General features: G+C 46.7%; 4 protein-coding genes. All 4 read left to right on the top strand.

Going from position 1 to position 21,387, the window contains the following annotated elements; genetic code table 11:
* The first annotated feature begins 12 nt into the window (after window positions 1–12).
* Genes BJP34_RS22200 through BJP34_RS22185 form a run of 4 tightly spaced genes read left to right on the top strand, consistent with a single transcriptional unit; the run spans window position 13 to window position 21,381 of the window.
* Window positions 13–6,627 (top strand): type I polyketide synthase, encoded by a 6,615-nt coding sequence (locus tag BJP34_RS22200; RefSeq protein ID WP_070394217.1) that lies wholly within the window; start codon window positions 13–15, stop codon window positions 6,625–6,627.
* Window positions 6,627–11,549 (top strand): type I polyketide synthase, encoded by a 4,923-nt coding sequence (locus BJP34_RS22195; RefSeq protein WP_070394216.1) that lies wholly within the window; start codon window positions 6,627–6,629, stop codon window positions 11,547–11,549. Before BJP34_RS22200 ends, BJP34_RS22195 begins: the two co-directional genes overlap by 1 nt.
* Window positions 11,549–18,205: a type I polyketide synthase gene (locus tag BJP34_RS22190; RefSeq protein WP_083305302.1), complete on the top strand. Its 6,657-nt coding sequence runs from the start codon at window positions 11,549–11,551 to the stop codon at window positions 18,203–18,205. The genes BJP34_RS22195 and BJP34_RS22190 overlap by 1 nt, the downstream gene beginning before the upstream one ends.
* Window positions 18,205–21,381 (top strand): type I polyketide synthase, encoded by a 3,177-nt coding sequence (locus tag BJP34_RS22185; RefSeq protein WP_149031112.1) that lies wholly within the window; start codon window positions 18,205–18,207, stop codon window positions 21,379–21,381. The genes BJP34_RS22190 and BJP34_RS22185 overlap by 1 nt, the downstream gene beginning before the upstream one ends.
* The last annotated feature ends 6 nt before the right edge of the window (window positions 21,382–21,387 follow it).

Here is a 21,387-nt window from a genome sequence, read left to right as displayed (position 1 = left end):
ATAACTAAGGCGATGAATGAAATCGAACCTATAGCAATTATTGGCATTGGTTGTCGTTTGCCTGGTGCAAAGACTCCAGAAGCTTTCTGGCAGCTCTTGCGTAACGGCGTGGATGCCATTACCGAGGTACCACCAGAGCGGTGGGATATTGACACCTTTTATGACCCTTCCCCAGCTACATCAGGAAAAATGTACACCCGGTGGGGTGGCTTTGTGGAACAGGTGGATCGGTTTGAGCCGAGTTTCTTCGGGATTTCTCCCCGTGAGGCACAGCGACTAGATCCCCAGCAAAGACTGTTGTTGGAGGTAGTCTGGGAAGCCCTAGAAAATGCAGCAATAGTGCCAGAATCCCTGGCTCGTAGTCAAACTGGGGTGTTCATCGGCATCAGTAACGCTGACTACCACAGACTTATCTACAAAGACTGCTCTGGTATTAATGCATACAGTGGTACGGGCACCGCCTCTTCCGTTGCTGCCAATCGCCTATCCTATGTGCTGAATCTGTTTGGGCCGAGTGTAGCGATAGATACAGCTTGCTCCTCATCCCTGGTAGCACTCCACTACGCCTGCGGTAGTTTGCTCAGCCTTGAGTCCAACTTGTGTTTAGTGGGAGGGGTAAACTTGATGCTTTCCCCAGAGCAGACTATCACTTTCTCTCAAGCACAAATGATGGCCGCTGACGGTCGTTGTAAAACATTTGATGCGAGTGCCGACGGTTATGTCCGAGGGGAGGGATGTGGGGTAGTTGTCCTCAAGCGTCTTTCCGATGCCCTCAGAGATGGAGACAATATTCAGGCAATCGTAAGAGGCTCAGCAGTTAACCAAGATGGCCTAACTAATGGACTGACAGCACCCAATGGTCCTTCCCAGCAAGCGGTGATCCGTCAGGCGCTGGAAAAGGCTGGAGTCAAACCAGCACAGATTAGCTATATTGAAGCTCATGGCACTGGAACATCTCTGGGGGATCCCATCGAGGTTAAATCCTTAAAAGCAGTGCTGATGGAAGACCGTGAGCCCGATCAGCCCTGTTGGATTGGCTCAGTCAAAACTAATATTGGTCATTTGGAACCTGCTGCTGGGATTGCTGGCTTGATCAAGGTAGTGCTATCCCTGCAACATGGGGAGATTCCACCTCACTTGCACTTCAACCAATTAAATCCATATATCAAAATTAAGAACACTCCTATAAAAATTCCTACCTCACTCCAAAAATGGTCTGCTGGTGAGAAACCAAAAATGGCTGGTGTCAGTTCTTTTGGGTTTGGTGGCACTAATGCCCATGTCATTCTCGAAGAAGCACCCTCACAATTCAAAATTCAAAATTCAAAATTCAAAAGTGAAGAGTTTATTGAGCGTCCAAGCCATATTTTAACGTTATCTGCTAAATGTGAGAAGGCGCTGCAAGAGCTAGCCCAAAGGTATCAAGAATTTTTAGCTAATAATTCCACAGCAGCAATAGCTGATATCTGTTTTACTGCGAATACAGGGCGTAGCCATTTCAAGCATCGCTTAGCTGTTGTAGCAGAATCTACAGAAAAGTTAAGTCAACAATTAAAGGGGTTTGAAACGGGAGTTGATACTCCTGGAGTAGTTAGAGGTCCAGTTCCCAGCAAAAAGCCCCCGAAAATCGTATTTTTATTTACCGGTCAGGGTTCCCAATATGTGGACATGGGAAGGGAACTCTACAAAACCCAACCAACCTTCCGGAAAACCCTTGAGCAATGTGATGCCATTCTCGGTGCCTATCAACAGAAGTCTCTACTGAGTATCTTGTATCCAGAACCAGGGGAAACTTCACCAATTGATCAAACTGCCTATACTCAACCCGCCCTATTTGCCATTGAATATGCGCTCTTTCAGTTATGGAAATCCTGGGGCATTGAACCAGATGTGGTGATGGGTCACAGTGTGGGGGAATATGTGGCCGCCTGTGTAGCAGGAGTATTTAGCCTCGAAGATGGCCTAAAACTAATTGCCCATCGGGGAAGGTTAATGCAGCAGTTACCTTCTGGAGGAGAGATGGTAGCGGTGATGGCATCATACGAGAAAGTAAATCAACTGATTGCCCCATACACAGAACAAGTGGCAATAGCTGCCATCAACGGACCTGTGAGCACTGTAATTTCTGGTGCAGCAGAAGCGATTGGGACGCTTCTCGACAGCTTAGAAGCAGAAGGAATCAAGACCAAACAACTGCAAGTATCCCATGCCTTCCATTCACCCTTGATGGAGCCGATGTTGGCAGACTTTGAAGCAGTAGCTAGTCAAATGAGCTACAATCAACCCCGGATTCCCCTGATTTCAAATGTGACAGGAGCTATAGCTGACGAGAGTATTGCCACAGCAAGCTACTGGGTAAATCATGTCCGCCAACCCGTGAAGTTTGCCCACAGTATGGAGACTTTACAGCAACTTGGTTATGACGTCTTCCTAGAAATTGGACCACTACCAATTTTGTTAGGCATGGGAAAACAGTGTTTGCCAGAAGAACTAGGAGTATGGTTGCCTTCTCTGCGTCCTGCTCAAGAAGACTGGCAGCAAATGCTACATAGTTTGGCTCAATTATATGTACAGGGAGTCAAAGTAGATTGGTTAGGCTTTGAACGCGATTATTCCCGTAGCAAAGTGGTATTGCCCACTTATCCCTGGCAACGGCAACGGTATTGGATAGAAACAGATAATACCCTGATACATAAAAAGCAATTTTTGTCAAATTATGAGACTCTTCACCCCCTACTTGGTCAAAGATTGCGTTTAGCAGGCTTTGACCAGCAAATTCGTTTTGAGTGCCTTCTGAGCTCATCCCAACCAAGTTACCTAAAACACCATTGTGTTTTTTCTGTTCCTGTCTTGCCAGCAGCGGCTTACCTGGAAATAGCGTTAGCTGCAGGTAATACTTTATTCAAATCCGAAAATTTAATCCTAGAAGATGTTGTTATTCAACAAGCGTTGATTCTGCCAGAAGATGAACTCCAAACTATTCAGATAGTATTAACTCCACAAGAAACGCTTTGCTATAACTTCCAAATTTTCAGTTTAGATGTAGGTTCTCAGCAATCAGAAGTAAAATGGACTCTACACGTTCAAGGAAAATTACTGGCAGGGGATAAAGACACACAACCAAAAACAACAGACTTAAAAACTCTTATTGGCGAGTACAATCAACAGATATCACCTAAAGACTTTTACCTTGAGTATAAAGACAGAGGCATTGATTACGGTGATTGTTTCCAAGCCGTTCGACAACTGTGGTGCAGTGAAGAAAAAGCCCTAGGTCAAATTCAGTTGCCAGAAACCTTAGTAAACCAAGCAACGTTCTACCAACTCCATCCTGTGCTTTTAGATGCTAGTTTTCAGGTGTTAGCAGCCGCCTTGGATGGAACTGAAAATCAGGATACTTACTTGCCAGTAAAGATAAAACGCCTACAACTTCATCGTCGGACAAGTAACACTTTGTGGACTGAAGTAGAGATAAATGCAACAACAGCTAGTCCACAAACCTTAACTGGTGAAGTTTGTTTATGGGATAAACAAGGAGTAGTAGTAGCTGTTGTAGAAGGGTTAACGGTATTACGTACTTCTCGCCAAGCTTTACTACGTACTCAAGAGCAAGATCTAAAGAATTGGTTATATCAAATCCATTGGCAAGCACAATCGACTTCATCTCAACCCGAGTCCCTGGATTTAAAACAATCAGGTAGCTGGCTGCTGTTTGCTTCACCGACAGGTATAGGAAAGGATCTCGCAGAATTCTTACAAACACAAGGTCAGCACTGTATCCTAGTGACACCAGGAACAGAGTACCAGCAGTTAAACCCGCAACATTACCAGCTCAACCCTACTGAGTCTGAAGATTTTGCTCGCCTGCTAAACGAAAGTTTAGTGGCTCAGCCGAGCCTAACAGGAATCGTGCATCTGTGGAGTTTGCCGTCAACCACAGCAGTACCGTCATCATTACAGGAGTTACAAAACGCTCAAGAATTGGGATGTGGTAGTGTACTCCATCTAGTACAGGCGATAGTACAAAGTCAAAATACAGCACTTCCCCGACTCTGGCTAGTGACCCAAGGCTCCCAGTCAGTGGGGAACTCTTCACCTCCGGTACAATTCCAACAAGCACCTCTATGGGGACTAGGTCGGGTAATTGCCTTGGAACACCCACAATTGCCGTGCCGACTTTTAGACCTAGACCCTACCCTAGAGGTTTCCCAAGCAGCCCAAGGTTTATTCAAGGAACTTTTGTCAAAGGATGTTGAAGACCAAATCGCCTATCGTCAAGGGGTGCGTTATGTCCCACGATTAGTCCAACAACAGGGGATTTCAACAAAAGAAGAGGAATTACAGATACCAGCGGAACACCCCTTCCAGTTAAAGCTATCGGACTATGGGTTGTTAGACAATCTCACTCTCAAGCCCATCACTCGTCGTGCCCCAGAACCGGAAGAGGTAGAAATTCAAGTGACGGCGGTAGGACTCAACTTCAGGGATGTACTCAATGCCCTGGGGCTGCTCAAGGAGTATTACGCTGAATACCTTGGTATTACAAGTGCGAAGGAGCTGACCTTTGGGTTTGAGTGTGCTGGCACCATTGTGGCCGTAGGGGAAAAGGTATCTCACTTAAACGTTGGAGATGACGCGATCGCAACCATCGTTCCTGATGCCTTGAGTAGCTTTGTCACGACTCGAGCGGAGTTTGTGGTTTGCAAACCGTCACAAATCAGCCCAACCGAAGCAGCAACTATTCCCCTAGCCTTTCTGACCGCCTACTACGGTTTGGAACACCTAGCCCAAATTCAGCCAGGAGATCGAGTGTTAATTCATTCCGCTGCAGGGGGGGTGGGACAAGCCGCAGTGCAGTTAGCCCAAATGGCGGGAGCAGAAGTTATAGCTACAGCTAGTCCCCCCAAGTGGGAATTTCTCAAATCTCAGGGAGTGCAACACATCATGAACTCCCGTACCTTAGATTTTGCGGAGGAAGTGGACACTCTGACCCAGTCAGAGGGGGTAGACATTGTCCTCAACAGCCTCAATGGAGAATTCATTGACAAGAGCTTTGAGGTTTTAGCCACCGGAGGACGGTTCATTGAAATTGGCAAAATTGGCATCTGGGATCACAAGCAGGTCAAAGAAAAAAGACCAGATGCACGGTATTATCCCTTTGATTTAGGGGAAGTAGCCCAAGGGAACCCGAATTTAATTCAAACCTTGTTGAGCTCACTGGTGGAGAAATTCGACCACGGTGAGCTCAACCCCTTACCCCACAAAGTATTTCCCATCCAAAAGGCCATTGAGGCTTTCCGCCACATGCAGCAAACCAAACACATGGGCAAGGTGGTGATTTCGATGGCAGAAACGAGCACAGCCGAAATGGCCAAGCCGGTTTCTGTGGAAAGGGAAGGTAGTTACTTAATTACTGGGGGTAATGGAGCCTTGGGACTGAGGGTAGCTCAGTGGATGGTATCTATCGGAGCAAGGCATATGGTACTGATGGGGCGTAGGGCTCCATCTGTTGCAGCTCAGGAAGTAATTAATCAGCTAGAACAGTCAGGGGCTGAGGTACTAGTAGTGTCAGGGGATGTGTCCAAGGAACAAGATGTGGCCAGAATCCTGGCAAAAATTGACTCATCGTATCCACCATTGCGAGGTGTGATTCATGGAGCCGGGGTATTAGATGATGGGGTACTGCAGCAGATGAGTTGGGAGCGCTTTACCCGAGTGATGGCACCAAAAGTAGAAGGGGCTTGGCATCTGCATACCTTGACTGAGCATCTGCAGTTGGACTTTTTTGTGTGTTTCTCCTCGATGGCTTCATTACTGGGTTCACCAGGTCAAGGAAACTATGCTGCGGCTAATGGGTTTATGGATGCCCTAGCCCATCATCGACGGGCAAAAGGTTTACCAGGGTTGAGCATCAACTGGGGACCGTGGGCAGAAGTAGGCATGGCAGGGCGTCTGGATCATCAAAACCAAAAACGGATGACAGCTCAGGGGATTAGCCCCATCCCCCCAGATCAGGGATTACAGGTATTGGAAGGGTTGTTAACTCAGCCAGCAACACAGGTATCTGTTTTTCCAGTCAATTGGTTCCAATTCTTGCAGCAGTTTCCGGGTAATAAGATTCCAACCTTTCTTTCTGAAATCGCCATTCAGATGGAATTATCAGAGAAAATTGCTCCCAAGCAAAGTGAATTATTGGACAAGTTGAAGCAAGTTAATCAACAGGAGCGTATCAACCTCCTAATCGCTTATCTAACCGATGTGGTGGCAAAGGTTCTGCATCTGAACAACACTAATCTGCCTGATATTAATCAGGGCTTCTTTGATATGGGAATGGACTCCCTCATGGCAGTTGAGTTTGGGAATCGCTTGCAGTCCGATTTAGGTGTTTTTCTCTCTTCCACAACCGTCTTTGAGTATTCAAACATTAAGGAACTTGCTGTTTACTTAGATGAAGTTATTCCTGGGGATATTGAAGAAGAACAATCAGAGTGTACGTCTACTAAACAGGAGGATAACCCAGAAAAGATTGCTTGGGAACAAGTTATTCAGCTCTCTGCAAATGAGCTTACTACCTCGATTGAAGAGCAACTTGCCCAATTAGAAACTTCTTTAAAGGAAAATTGGTGATGAGCAACTATTCTCTTGGCAATGGAAGTCAACTATCAACACAGCAACGCCTTTTAATTGGACTTCAGCAAGCAAACGCTAAACTTGACGCAGTCAAAAGAGCCCAAACTGAACCGATTGCCATCATTGGAATGGGTTGTCACCTCCCTGGAGGAGTCGATAACCCAGAATCTTACTGGCACTTACTACATGAAGGAATAGATGCCATTACCGAGGTTCCTTCTGCAAGATGGAATCTTGATGAATACTACGATCCCAATCCTGAAGCCCCAGGAAAAACTTACACCCGTTGTGGTGGCTTTTTACAACAACCTGTTGATCGATTCGACTCACAATTTTTTGGTATTTCTCCTCGTGAGGCTGTTAAATTAGACCCCCAGCAGCGACTACTACTTGAGGTGGTTTGGGAAGCTATTGAAAATGCTGGGTTATCAGCAGATCAGCTCAGAGGCACTCAAACTGGAGTATTTGTAGGTTTGAGTAGCCATGACTATGAATACAAGGCTTTTGGAGCCAACCCTAGTAATATTGATGCTTACAGCGGATTAGGAAATGCTCAAAGTATTGCGGTTGGTAGGATATCCTATATTCTCGGCTTACTTGGACCAACGTTTCAATTGGATACAGCCTGCTCCTCATCTTTAGTAGCTGTCCATCTAGCCTGCCAGAGCCTACGAGCCAAAGAGTCGAATTTGGCTTTAGTTGGAGGGGTAAACTTGATGCTTTCCCCTGCTCCAACCATCTTTTTCTGCAAAACTCACGCCTTATCAGCCGATGGTCGGTGTAAAACTTTTGATGCGGCTGCGGATGGTTATGGGCGAGGGGAAGGGTGCGGGATAGTAGTCCTCAAGCGTCTTAGTGATGCTATTGCAGATGCAGACAATATCTTAGCTCTGATCAGGGGTTCAGCAATCAACCATGACGGAGCTAGCAGTGGGTTAACTGTACCTAACAAGAAAGCTCAGCAATTGTTGATTCACCAAGCCTTAGATAATGCCAAGGTAGACCCAAAAGACGTAAGCTACATCGAAGCTCATGGCACAGGAACCAGTCTTGGAGACCCTATTGAAGTTGGGGCATTAGGGGAATTTTTTGGAAAAAATCGTCCTGATAACCAACCCTTAACTATAGCTTCTGCTAAGACGAACATTGGTCACTTGGAAGCTGCTTCTGGAGTGGCGGGTTTAATTAAGGTGATACTGGCTTTGCAGCATGAAAAGATTCCCCCTCATCTAAACTTTAATGAACCCAATCCTCGTATTAACTGGAAAGAGCTACAGGTGAGAGTACCCACCACAGTCCTGCCCTGGCCAAGAGCAGAAAAGCGCCGTCTAGCTGGAGTTAGTGCTTTTGGTTTTAGTGGAACTAATGCCCATGTGGTGGTAGAAGAAGCCCCTGTGCCTGACCCTATCCCTCAAGGAAAAGTAGACCGTCCGGTTCATCTGCTGGCTCTATCGACCAGAACAGAAGCCGCTCTCAAAGAATTAATCATACGTTATCAAAAGCACCATTACACCCATCCAGAATTGACCATAGGAGATATTTGCTTTAGTGCTAATACAGGGCGTAAGCATTTTAACCACCGCCTAAGTGTAGTGGCAAAGTCCGTAGCAGAATTAAGTGAAAAACTTGCTGCTTTTAATGATGCACAGGACGTGGTAGGAGTATGCCAAAGACAACTGCCAACCACTACAACTCAGCCCAAAATCGCATTTTTATTCACCGGTCAGGGTTCCCAATATGTGGACATGGGAAGGGAACTCTACTCTACCCAACCAACCTTCCGCAAAACCCTTGAGCAATGTGATGCCATTCTAGGTGCCTATCAACAGAAGCCTCTGCTCAGTGTCTTGTATCCAGAACCAGGGGAAACTTCACCAATAGATGAAACTGCCTATACTCAACCCGCCCTATTTGCCATTGAATATGCGCTCTTTCAGTTGTGGAAATCCTGGGGCATTGAACCGGATGTGGTGATGGGTCACAGTGTGGGGGAATATGTGGCCGCTTGTGTAGCAGGAGTATTTAGTTTAGAAGATGGATTAAAGCTAATTGCCCATCGGGGAAAGTTAATGCAAGAGTTACCCCCAGACGGCAAGATGGTGGCGGTGTTGGCATCCTTGAACCAAGTGCAAGAAGCGATTGAACCCTACGCAGAAAAAGTAGCGATCGCTGCCATTAACGGTCCGATGAGTTTAGTCATTTCCGGGCAGCGTCAAGCCCTAGAGGCCGTCTGTGCCACCCTGGCCGGGGACGGGGTCAAGATCAAGTCTTTACAGGTAAATCATGCTTTCCATTCTGCCTTGATGGAACCGATGCTGGGGTCCTTTGAGGCAGTGGCCCAAGAGCTCACCTACTCAAAGCCCCGTATCCCAATAATTTCCAATGTCACTGGACAACAAGCTGATGATGAGATTGCCACCCCCCAATATTGGGTTCGTCATGTGCGACAGCCGGTGAAATTTGCCTGGGGGATGAAGACCCTTGGTCAAGAAGGTTATCAGATATTTGTCGAAATTGGTTCCAAACCAATTTTGTTAGGGATGGGAAGGCAGTGTTTGCCAGAAGGAGTAGGAGTTTGGTTGCCCAGTCTCCGTCCAGGGCAAGAAGACTGGCAGCAACTGCTGCAGAGTTTAGGGCAGTTGTATGTCCAGGGGGTGGTGGTGGATTGGTCAGAGTTTGACCGAGATTATCCTCGTCGTAAAGTACTGTTGCCCACTTATCCTTGGCAACGTCAGCGGTATTGGATTGAAACTTCAGAAAATGACAGCCAAAAAGCTGCTTATTCCAATTCAGAAAATAAGACCACTACCATTGTGGATTGGCTGAACCATGGCAATACTCAACAGTTGCTTCAACAATTAGAAAAAGTAGGGAAATTTACTCCAGAACAAACCAAGGTTTTGCCAGAAATGCTGCAAATATTGGTCAAACAGCACCAAGAACAACTCACAGCAGCAACTGTCAAAGATTGGCTCTATCAAGTACAGTGGAAACCATTATCCTCCCCAGTCAAGACTACCTTAGAAGCGAGCCAAAATTCTCAAGAGGGTCATTGGCTAATTTTTGCTGACTCCACGGTCCTTGGGCAAGCCTTGGCTGCAAATTTACAGCAACAAGGTCATCAATGCACTTTGGTCTATGCCAGAGATGCCTACCAGATAATGGAAACAGGAATTTACGGCCTTAATCCTGGCGAACCGGGAGATTTTGAACTTTTGTTCCAAGAGGTTATAAAAACCAGCCAGTTGCCATTAAAGGGAATAATTCACCTGTGGAGTTTAGATGCAGTTCCCGAACAGGAGTTGACTATCTCAAGTTTAGAGCAGAGTCAGAGACTCAGTTGTGGCAGTGTCTTGCATTTGCTGCAAGCTCTACTCAAGCAAAATTTATCAGCTTCAGCTCGATTGTGGTTAATTACCCGTGGAGCACAACCAGTGGCATCTCAGAGTGATTCTGTCGCAGTAGCCCAAGCTCCCATATGGGGACTAGGAAAAGTGGCAGCTCTGGAACATCCTCAACTGTGGGGTGGAATGGTGGACTTAGATCCATCAGCACCTCAAGGTGAGGTAGAGATGCTGTTGGCACAGATTCAGAATACCCAAGGAGAAGATCATCTCGCCTTTCGAGAAGGATTTTCCTATGTGCCCCGTCTAGTGAAGCAGGTGTTAGCAGAATCAAAAGAAGTTTTGTGGGACGACCATAGTACATACCTAATTACTGGTGGACTAGGAGCCTTAGGGCTGCAAGTAGCTCAGTGGATGGTATCCCAGGGAGCAAGACATCTGGTACTAACTGGGCGTCGAGAGGCATCTGGAACAGCTATTGAGATAATTAGAGAATTAGAACAGCTAGGAACTAAAGTGCTTCTCCTCCAAGCTGATGTTTCTAAGCCAGAAGATGTAGCTCAGATGGTACAGGTCATTAAGTCATCTCTACCACCCTTGAAAGGCATTATTCATGCTGCCGGTGTTTTAGATGATAGTGTATTGCAGATGATGTCCTGGGAGAGCTTGAGGAGTGTGATGGCTCCGAAGCTAGAGGGAGCCTGGAACTTACACACCTTAACTCAGAATAGCCCCTTAGACTTCTTTATTTGTTTCTCTTCAGTGGCTTCATTACTGGGTTCACCAGGTCAAGGAAACTATGCTGCTGCCAATGCTTTCATGGATGGTCTAGTTTATCATCGTCGTGCCATGGGTTTACCAGGTTTGAGCATCAACTGGGGACCGTGGAGTACAGCAGGGATGGCAGTCAACTTGGATAGTCGTTATCAAAGTCGAATGGTGGCTATGGGAATCAGTCCTCTAGCTTCAGAACAAGGATTGCAGATTCTAGGACAACTACTGGAAAAATCCTTACCACAGGTAGGAGTTTTACCAGTGGAATGGTCAGTGTTCCAGGAGCAATTCAGTTTTGCTAATCAAATGCCATTGCTTGCGGAATTGGTAACAGAAAGCGAATCGACAAAGACAAAGCAGCATGAGCTTTTAGAAAGATTAGAATCTGCTCCCGAGTGCGATCGCCAAAACATTTTAATAACTCACATTCAAACTGAAGTTGCGAAGGTATTAGGGCTTGATTCATCTGACTTACTAGATCCAGATCAGGGTTTTGTTGACATGGGTATGGACTCACTGATGGCAGTGGAACTAAAAAACCGACTCCAAAACAATCTTAGAATTCCCCTTGCTGCAACATTAGCAATTGAGTATCCAACCATTCAAAAACTCTCCAAGTATTTAGCTGAGGAAGTAATGGGATGGAGGTTACCTGAGAAGAGTGACATGAACTTACCCAAAATTGAAGAAGAACATGGGAATGCTTTGTCAGAAGTAAAACAAATTGCTGAAGACGATGTCGAATCCTTAATTGCCAAGGAAGTTGAAGAACTAAAAACGCTATTAGGAGGTAGTCACTAATGAACCAGGTATCCCACAAAGAAGAACAACTCTCTTCATCTAAACAGGTACTTTTAGCACTGAAGGAAGCAAGAGCTAGATTAGAGACAGTTGAGCGTTCAAAGAGCGAACCAATTGCCATAATTGGTATGGGCTGCCGATTTCCTGGAGGAGCAAATGACCCAGAGACATTCTGGCGACTTTTGCGTGATGGTACAGATGCCATTAGCTCGATTCCTTGCTCGCGGTGGGACATTGATGCTTATTACGACCCCAATCCCGATACGACCGGGAAAATGTACATCCGTCAGGCTGGATTATTATCCCAGGTAGACCAATTCTCACCTCAGTTTTTTGGCATTTCCCCTAGAGAAGCCATTAGCCTTGATCCCCAGCAACGTTTAATGTTAGAGGTGAGCTGGGAAGCTCTAGAGAGAGCAGGACAAGCACCGAATGAATTAAAGGATAGTCAAACAGGTGTTTTTCTAGGCATTGGTCAAAATGATTATGCACAATTGCAGCTAAGCTCTGGTGAGATCGAGCGCATTAACCCCTATGATGGAACGGGAAACGGCTTTTGCTTTGCTTCTGGTCGATTATCATACTTTTTAGGTTTGCAAGGCCCTTGTTTAGCTGTAGATACCGCTTGTTCCTCTTCTTTGGTAGCACTACATTTGGCTTGTCAAAGCCTGCGTGCAGGTGAGTGTAATCTAGCCCTAGCGGGTGGGGTACAACTAATTCTTTCCCCTGTGGTGACTACAGCTTTATGCCAGATGAAAGCTCTATCACCGGATGGTCGTTGTAAGACCTTTGATGCAGCCGCTGATGGTTACGGAAGAGGCGAGGGATGCGGGGTTATCGTCCTCAAGCGTCTTTCAGATGCTATCAGTGATGGCAATAAGATTTTGGCAACGATTCGAGGCTCTGCCGTTAATCATGATGGGCCAAGTAGTGGTCTGACGATTCCGAACAAACTGGCACAGGAAAAACTAATTAAGCAGACCCTAGCAGCAGCTAAGGTAAATCCATCTCAGGTGAGTTATGTGGAAGCACATGGTACAGGAACTTCCTTGGGAGATCCCATAGAAGTCAGAGCCTTAGCTGCTGTTTTTGGACTTGGGCGTTCTTCAGAAAATCCTTTAACAATTGGTTCGCTAAAAACCAATATTGGTCACCTAGAAGCAGCAGCAGGTATTGCTGGTTTGATGAAGGTGGTCTTACAAATGCAACACCAAGAAATTGCTCCTCATCTACACTTCAAACAGCCCAATCCCTATATAAACTGGGAAGAACTTCCAGTGGTAGTGCCAACCCAACCGATTCAGTGGTCATCTGGTTCAAAGGGACGACTAGCAGGGGTGAGTTCCTTTGGTATCAGTGGCACTAATGCCCATGTAATTCTGGAGGAAGCACCAAAACAATTCAAAATTCAAGGGATAAATGAGCGTCCGTGCCATATATTAACTTTGTCTGCTAAGTGCTCCAAAGCGCTGCAAGAGCTAGCACAAAGGTATCAAGAATTTTTAGGAAATAATTCCACAGATAAGATTGGAGATATCTGTTTCACTGCTAATACCGGGCGTAAGCATTTTAACCACCGCCTAAGTGTAGTGGCAAAGTCCGTAGCTGAATTAAGTGAAAAACTTGCTGCTTTTAATGATGCACAGGAAGTGGCAGGAGTATACCAAAGAAAACTGCCAACCACTACAGCTCAGCCCAAAATCGCATTTTTATTCACCGGTCAAGGTTCACAGATAGTGAATATGGGACGGCAACTCTATGAACAACAGCCGGTCTTCCGGAAAACCCTTGAGCAATGTGATGGCATTCTACGTGTCTATCAACAGAAGCCTCTACTTAGTGTCTTGTACCCAGAACCAGGGGAAACCTCACCAATTGATCAAACTGCCTATACTCAACCAGCTCTATTTGCCATCGAATATGCGCTCTTTCAGTTGTGGAAATCTTGGGGCATAAAACCCGATGTGGTCATGGGTCACAGTGTGGGTGAATATGTGGCCGCCTGTGTAGCAGGAGTATTTAGTTTAGAAGATGGCCTAAAACTGATTGCCCATCGGGGACGTTTAATGCAGCAGCTACCTTCATTAGGTGAAATGGTAGCGGTGATGGCATCAAAAGAGAAAGTCAATCAACTGATTGCCCCATACACAGAAACAGTGGCAATAGCCGCCATCAATGGACCAGAAAACATCGTAATTTCTGGGGCAGCAGAAGCGGTTGGGACAGTTAAGGACAGCTTAGAAGCAGAAGGAATCAAGACCAAACAGCTACAAGTATCCCACGCCTTCCATTCACCCTTGATGGAGCCGATGTTGGCAGAGTTTGAAGCAGTAGCTAGTCAAATCACCTACAATCAACCCCAGATTCCCCTGATCTCAAATGTTACAGGAGCTAGATCTTCTGAGAGTGTTGCTACAGCCAGCTATTGGGTAAATCATGTCCGCCAACCGGTGAAGTTTGCCCAAAGTATGGAGACCTTGCACCAACTTGGTTATGACGTCTTCCTAGAAATTGGATCGAAACCAATTTTATTAGGCATGGCAACGCAGTGTTTGCCAGAGGGTGTCGGAGTATGGTTGCCTTCTCTGCGTCCTGGTCAAGAAGACTGGCAGCAAATGCTACAAAGTTTAGCTCAGTTATATGTGCGGGGAGTTAAAGTTGATTGGTTAGGGTTTGATAAATATTATTCACGTAGTAAGGTGGTATTGCCCACTTATCCCTGGCAACGGCAACGGTATTGGATAGAGACTTCCCAGGGATATTCTAACCGACTGAACCAACAGATGTACCCACTGTTGGGAAGTAAGGTAGAATTGGCAGCCACTGGTCAGACAATTTACCACCAGCACATAAACCTAAGCAACTGTCCCTGGATTGGAGACCACCGAGTCTACGACACTGCTGTAATTCCCGGTGTCAGCTACATCGCCATGACATTTGCAGCAGTGGGCACACCGGCAGCAGTGGAGGAGGTTAACTTTATACAACCCCTAATTCTGGCCACACCTAATGCTACCCGTGAAACACAACTTTTGATTCATCCTGCTGATAGTAATCAGACTAAGCAAAAGGTGGAAGTTTTTAGTAGAGATGCCACTGAGGGAGGCCAATGGCAACAGCACGCTGAAATTACCCTGTTAAATACCCCACCCTCAATACCCGCCTTAAAAGTAGACATAAAATCTCTGCGTCAACAGTTGAGACCCATTGACGCTGATGTACTGAAGGATATTTATGCTAAAGTGTCTTTGGTTTACGGTCCGATGCTAGAGGCAGTCCGTCAGGCTTGGATAGGAGAAGGAATTTCCCTGTTGGAAATTGAAGTACCAGAAGCTCTGGAATCCCAGCTGGCTGGGGAACCAATCCATCCAGTCCTCCTTGATGCGTGTACCCGCCTATCTCCTGAAACTTTAGACCCTCTTCAAGATGAAGCAGGAGTATTTTGGGCTCCATGGAAGGTGCAGGGAATGACCCTGAGCCGCACAGCGCCGCGCCGCTTCTATGCCTACGTTAATCAACCCACTCGCATCAACGAACAATTGCAGACCCTTGCTTATGATATCCATCTGCTCGATGAGATGGCTCAAGCCTTTGGACGCATTGATGGTTTTACTCTTCGGCGCGCTCCCCGCGAAGCATTTTTGAGAAGTTTGCAGGTAGATCATGGTGATTGGTTATATCAAATCCATTGGCAACCACAATCAACTTCACTTGACAACCAATCAATTGATTTAACAAAACCCGGTAGTTGGCTGCTGTTTTGCCCACCCACAGGTATAGGCAAACATCTGGCAGAATCCTTAACCCAACAAGGTCAGCATTGTATCTTAGTTACACCAGGGGAGAATTACCAACAGTTAGATTCTCAACATTATCAAATCAACCCAACCCAGGGAAGTGAATTTCCACGACTATTGCAAGAAAGCTTAGAGCAACAACCCCCATTACGAGGAATTGTCCACCTGTGGAGTTGGCAGGAAACGATAGCACTACCCACATCGGCACAGGAGTTGCAAAAGTCCCAAGAATTAGGTTGTGGCAGTGTATTAAATCTGGTGCAGGCACTGGTGCAAACCAAAGGGTTGAAAGTTCCAGCTCTGTGGCTTGTTACCCAGGGAGCCCAGGGTGTTGGAACTGACTCACTGCCGATACAAGTCCAGCAGGCTCCCTTATGGGGAGTTGGTCGTGTGATCGCCAATGAGCACCCGGAACTGCAATGCCGACTTCTAGACCTAGACCCAGCCCCCACAGAGGAGGATGCTGTTGGCGCTTTAGTCAAGGAAATACACTCTCCTGAGGTCGAAAACCAAATTGCCTATCGTCAAGGGTTACGTTATGTCGCCAGACTAGTGGAACATCAAAACCACTCCCAAGGGGAAGAGGGACAACTTCAAATCCCCGCCCACCAACCCTTCCAATTGAAGCTATCGGACTATGGAGTGTTAGATAACCTAACCCTACAGCCGATGAAACGCCGTCCTCCAGGTCCACAGGAAGTAGAAATCCAAGTGGCGGCAGTAGGACTAAACTTCAGAGATGTGCTCAATGCCCTGGGGCTGCTCAAGGACTATTACGCTGAACATCTTGGCATTACCAGGGCGACGGAGCTGACCTTTGGGTTTGAGTGTGCTGGCACCATCGTGGCCGTAGGGGAAAAAGTATCTCACTTAAACGTTGGAGATGAAGCGATCGCAACCATCGTTCCTGATGCCTTGAGTAGCTTTGTCACGACTCGGGAGGAGGTTGTAGTTCCAAAACCAGCACAAATGAGCCTGACGGCAGCAGCAACTATTCCCCTAGCCTTTTTGACCGCCTACTACGGTTTGGTATACCTAGCCCAAATTCAGCCAGGAGATCGAGTGCTAATTCATTCCGCTGCAGGAGGGGTGGGACAAGCAGCAGTGCAGTTAGCCCAAATGGTGGGAGCAGAAGTTATAGCTACAGCTAGTCCCCCCAAGTGGGAATTTCTCAAATCTCAGGGAGTGCAACACATTATGAACTCCCGTACCTTAGATTTTGCGGAGCAAGTGGACACTCTGACCCAGTCAGAGGGGGTAGACATTGTTCTCAACAGCTTCAATGGAGAATTCATTGACAAGAGCTTTGAGGTCTTAGCCACCGGAGGACGGTTCATTGAAATAGGCAAAATTGGCATCTGGGATCACAAGCAGGTCAAAGAAAAAAGACCAGATGCACGGTATTATCCCTTTGATTTAGGGGAAGTAGCCCAAGGGAACCCGAATTTAATTCAAACCTTGTTGAGCTCACTGGTGGAGAAATTCGACCACGGTGAGCTCAACCCCTTACCCCACAAAGTATTTCCCATCCAAAAGGCCATTGAGGCTTTCCGCCACATGCAGCAAACCAAACACATGGGCAAGGTGGTGATTTCGATGGCAGAAACGAGCACAGCCGAAATGGCCAAGCCGGTTTCTGTGGAAAGGGAAGGTAGTTACTTAATTACTGGGGGTAATGGAGCCTTGGGACTGAGGGTAGCTCAGTGGATGGTATCTATCGGAGCAAGGCATATGGTACTGATGGGGCGTAGGGCTCCATCTGTTGCAGCTCAGGAAGTAATTAATCAGCTAGAACAGTCAGGGGCTGAGGTACTAGTAGTGTCAGGGGATGTGTCCAAGGAACAAGATGTGGCCAGAATCCTGGCAAAAATTGACTCATCGTATCCACCATTGCGAGGTGTGATTCATGGAGCCGGGGTATTAGATGATGGGGTACTGCAGCAGATGAGTTGGGAGCGCTTTACCCGAGTGATGGCACCAAAAGTAGAAGGGGCTTGGCATCTGCATACCTTGACTGAGCATCTGCAGTTGGACTTTTTTGTGTGTTTCTCCTCGATGGCTTCATTACTGGGTTCACCAGGTCAAGGAAACTATGCTGCGGCTAATGGGTTTATGGATGCCCTAGCCCATCATCGACGGGCAAAAGGTTTACCAGGGTTGAGCATCAACTGGGGACCGTGGGCAGAAGTAGGCATGGCAGGTCGTCTGGATCATCAAAGCCAAAAACGGATCACAGCTCAGGGGATTAGCCCCATCCCCCCAGATCAGGGATTACTGCTATTGGAAGAGGTGCTGGCACAGGAGGCTACCCAGGTGGGGGTATTGCCTGTGAACTGGTCTGAGTTTTTCAGACAATTCCCTGGTGATATTAATATCCCATTGTTGCAGGCTTTCACTTCCCCATTGGGGCAGTCACAGCCAGGCAAATCAGAGTTTATTCAGGAATTGGATGCGACGCCAGTCCATGAACGTCGGGAGCTGTTAATGACTCATGTCAGTTCACAACTAGCCAGAGTTTTGGGGTTAACAGCTCCGGAGCAGATAGAGCCACGCCAACCGTTATTTGACTTGGGAATAGACTCCCTGATGGCAGTGGAGTTGAAAAATCGTCTCGAATCGAGTTTAGGTCATTCAATCCCTTCAACTGTCCTGTTTGATTATCCGACATTGGAAGCACTGGTTGATTATCTAGGGGAAGATGTGCTTTGCTATCAGCTTTCCGTTTCATCTGATTCAGAGTCACAAGCTGTAGAGCAGAAGGCTGATTTTTCAGCTGGTGACTTAAAAGAAATGTCTCAAGATGAAATCGCAAACTTACTCGCCCAAAAACTCGCAACTCTAAAAGGAGGAAACCTATAGTGAACAGAAATTCAACAACTATAGACCATAGTTCTTTGATGGCAAATGCTCTACTTCAGCTAGAAAGCATGCAATCTAAGCTGGATGCTTTAGAACGTGCCAAGACAGAACCAATTGCCATCATTGGTATAGGCTGCCGATTTCCTGGAGGAATTGATAACCCAGAAGCCTTCTGGCGTATATTGCACGATGGAGTAGATACTATTACTGAAGTGCCAAAAAACCGATGGGATATTGATTCGTACTACGACCCTGACCCAGATACAACCGGGAAAATATATACCCGTGACGGTGGTTTTTTGACGGAGGTAGATACCTTTGACTCGCAATTTTTTAAAATTTTACCTCGGGAAGCTACCAGCCTTGACCCCCAGCAGCGGTTATTACTGGAAGTAAGTTGGGAAGCCCTAGAATATGCTCATCAAGTATCCGAACAGTTGTATAACAGCCTAACAGGAGTATTTGTTGGTATTAGCACCAATGATTACGCCAAACGACTCTTGGGCACTGAGGCTCCCGATGCTTATTTTGGCACTGGCAATGCTTTTAGTGCTGCTGCAGGACGGCTGTCCTATGTTCTGGGATTAACCGGACCATCAATGGCCGTGGATACTGCCTGTTCTTCGTCTTTGGTAGCGGTTCATCTGGCCTGTCAAAGCCTACGTCAACAAGAGTGTCATCTAGCATTAGCAGGTGGGGTGAACTTGCTGCTCTCTCCAGAAGCCAGTATCACCTTCTCCCAAGGGAGGATGTTGGCTCCTGACGGACGTTGTAAAACCTTCGATGCAGCGGCTAACGGTTATGTGCGAGGGGAAGGTTGTGGCATCATTGTCCTCAAGCGACTATCGGATGCGATCGCAAGCCAAGACCAGATTTTAGCAGTGATTCGAGGCTCTGCCATTAACCAGGATGGTCCTTCTGGGGGTTTGACAGTGCCCAATGGGCCATCTCAGCAGGCGGTAATTCGTCAGGCTCTAAAGAATGGAGGAGTAGACCCAGTCCAGGTTAGCTACATCGAAGCCCACGGCACCGGCACTTCTCTAGGAGATCCGATAGAAGTGGGGGCAATCGGGGCAGTATTCGGTGCAAGTCATTCCCAAGAACACCCCCTGATCATTGGTTCACTGAAGACCAATATCGGTCACCTAGAAGCAGCGGCGGGTATAGCAGGTCTACTCAAAGTTGTCTTACAACTGCAACACCAGGAAATTGCCCCCCATCTGCACTTGAGGGAGCCCAATCCTTATATCAACTGGGATGAACTGCCACTTAATGTGCCAACCCAACCTACTCCTTGGTCAGCTGGTTCCGAAAAACTCTTCGCGGGGGTCAGTTCCTTTGGTTTTAGTGGTACCAACGCCCATGTGGTGTTGGAAGAAGCACCCTCACAATTCAAAAGTCGTTCGCGTAGCGTCGGCTTTGCCGAATCCCCCCTAGCCCCCCTTAACAACGGAGGTAATTCAAAAGTCAAAAGTGAAGACTTCAGTGAGCGTCCATTTCATCTTCTGACTCTATCAGCTAAGAGTCGAGAAGCGCTCACTGAATTAGCAACTCGCTATCAGAAACACCTAGAGACTCATCAAGAGTTAGCTCTAGGAGATATTTGCTTTAGTGCGAATACAGGGCGTACCCATTTCAAACATCGTCTGGCAGTAGTCGCTTCTTCATCTGTCGAATTAAAAGAAAAACTTGCCGCCTTCAGTATCTCAAAAGAAGTGGCAGGTTTATACCAAAAAGAACTACAAAGTACAACGACTAAGCCCAAAGTGGCATTTTTATTCACAGGCCAAGGTTCACAGTATGTGAATATGGGAAGGGAACTCTATGAACAAGAGCCTATCTTCCGCAAAACTCTTGAGCAATGTGATACCATTCTACGTCTGTATCAACAAAAGCCTCTGCTTAGTGTTTTGTATCCAGAACCAGGGGAAACTTCACCAATAGATGAGACTGCCTATACTCAACCAGCTCTATTTGCCATCGAATATGCCCTAGCCCAGTTGTGGAAATCTTGGGGCATTGAACCGGATGTGGTGATGGGTCACAGTGTCGGTGAATATGTGGCAGCCTGTGTGGCAGGAGTGTTTAGCCTGGAAGATGGTTTGAAGTTGATTGCTGAACGAGCTCGGCTGATGAACAGCTTGCCTCAAGATGGAGCCATGGTATCGGTCATTGCCTCGGTTGAGCAGGTCAGGGCAAACATTGGTGCTAGCCCCAGCCCTAATCATGTGGCGATCGCGGCCATTAATGCTCCAGAAAGTACCGTTATCTCGGGGCTAGAAGCAGGGGTGCAGGCAGTAGCAGACCAACTCCAGATCGAGGGAGTCAAGACCAAGCCGTTGAAAGTTTCCCACGGGTTTCATTCTCCATTGATGGAGCCGATGATTGAGGAGTTTAAAACAGTAGCTCGACAGGTAAGTTATTCTGAACCGAAAATCAAGATGATCTCTAATGTGACTGGAGAAGTAGCTACTGTTGAAGTGGCCACTGCCGAGTACTGGTGTCGCCATATCTTTTTTCCCGTTAACTTTGTTGCTGGGATGGAGACCTTGCACCAGTCCGGCTATGAAGTATTCCTCGAATGCGGCCCCAAGCCCATCCTGTTGGGCTTGGGTCGTCAGTGTATCTCTAAAAAGACATGCATATGGCTACCTTCACTGCGACCCCGGCAGGAGGATTGGCAGCAGATCCTCCAGAGTCTGGGTGAGCTGTATGTGCGTGGGTTGCAAATCGATTGGAAAGGCTTTGAGGGAAACTATCCCAGATCTAAAGTGACACTGCCCACCTACCCATTCCAAAGAAAACGCTTCTGGATCGAAGTTGCTGAGAACTACGCAAAACATGAACCTGTCAAAGAAATAGAGGATAGCTATAGCAGCTTTAAGGAAAGGTACGCCATAACCGGGCATTTAACCGTAGATAACATTCAAAGGTGCTTAACTGACCTAATGGCAAAAGAGTTGGGAATTGATACTGATACTATAGACTCAAAAATTGACTTCGATCGGTACGGTATAGATTCGGTTTTAGCAGTTGGTATTGCTCAAACAATCGGTAGCGTTATGGGTGTGAAAATTTCCCCGCTTGACTTGATGCAAAATTCAAACTTAGAGCAACTTTCAAAGTTTATTGCGAACCAAGCAAGTAGTCAGGAACGAGAAGTCTTAGAAATTTAGATGTCT

The sequence above is a fragment of the Moorena producens PAL-8-15-08-1 genome (genome assembly GCF_001767235.1).
In the GTDB taxonomy this organism is placed as follows: Bacteria; Cyanobacteriota; Cyanobacteriia; order Cyanobacteriales; family Coleofasciculaceae; genus Moorena; species Moorena producens_A.
Note: the sequence above shows the minus strand (reverse complement) of the source record. Positions and strands in the feature narration are given on the sequence as shown.

Coding starts and splice junctions, on each gene's coding strand:
- BJP34_RS22200 (WP_070394217.1), top strand. CDS start 13: ATGAATGAAATCGAACCTATAGCAATTATTGGCATTGGTTGTCGTTTG.
- BJP34_RS22195 (WP_070394216.1), top strand. CDS start 6,627: ATGAGCAACTATTCTCTTGGCAATGGAAGTCAACTATCAACACAGCAA.
- BJP34_RS22190 (WP_083305302.1), top strand. CDS start 11,549: ATGAACCAGGTATCCCACAAAGAAGAACAACTCTCTTCATCTAAACAG.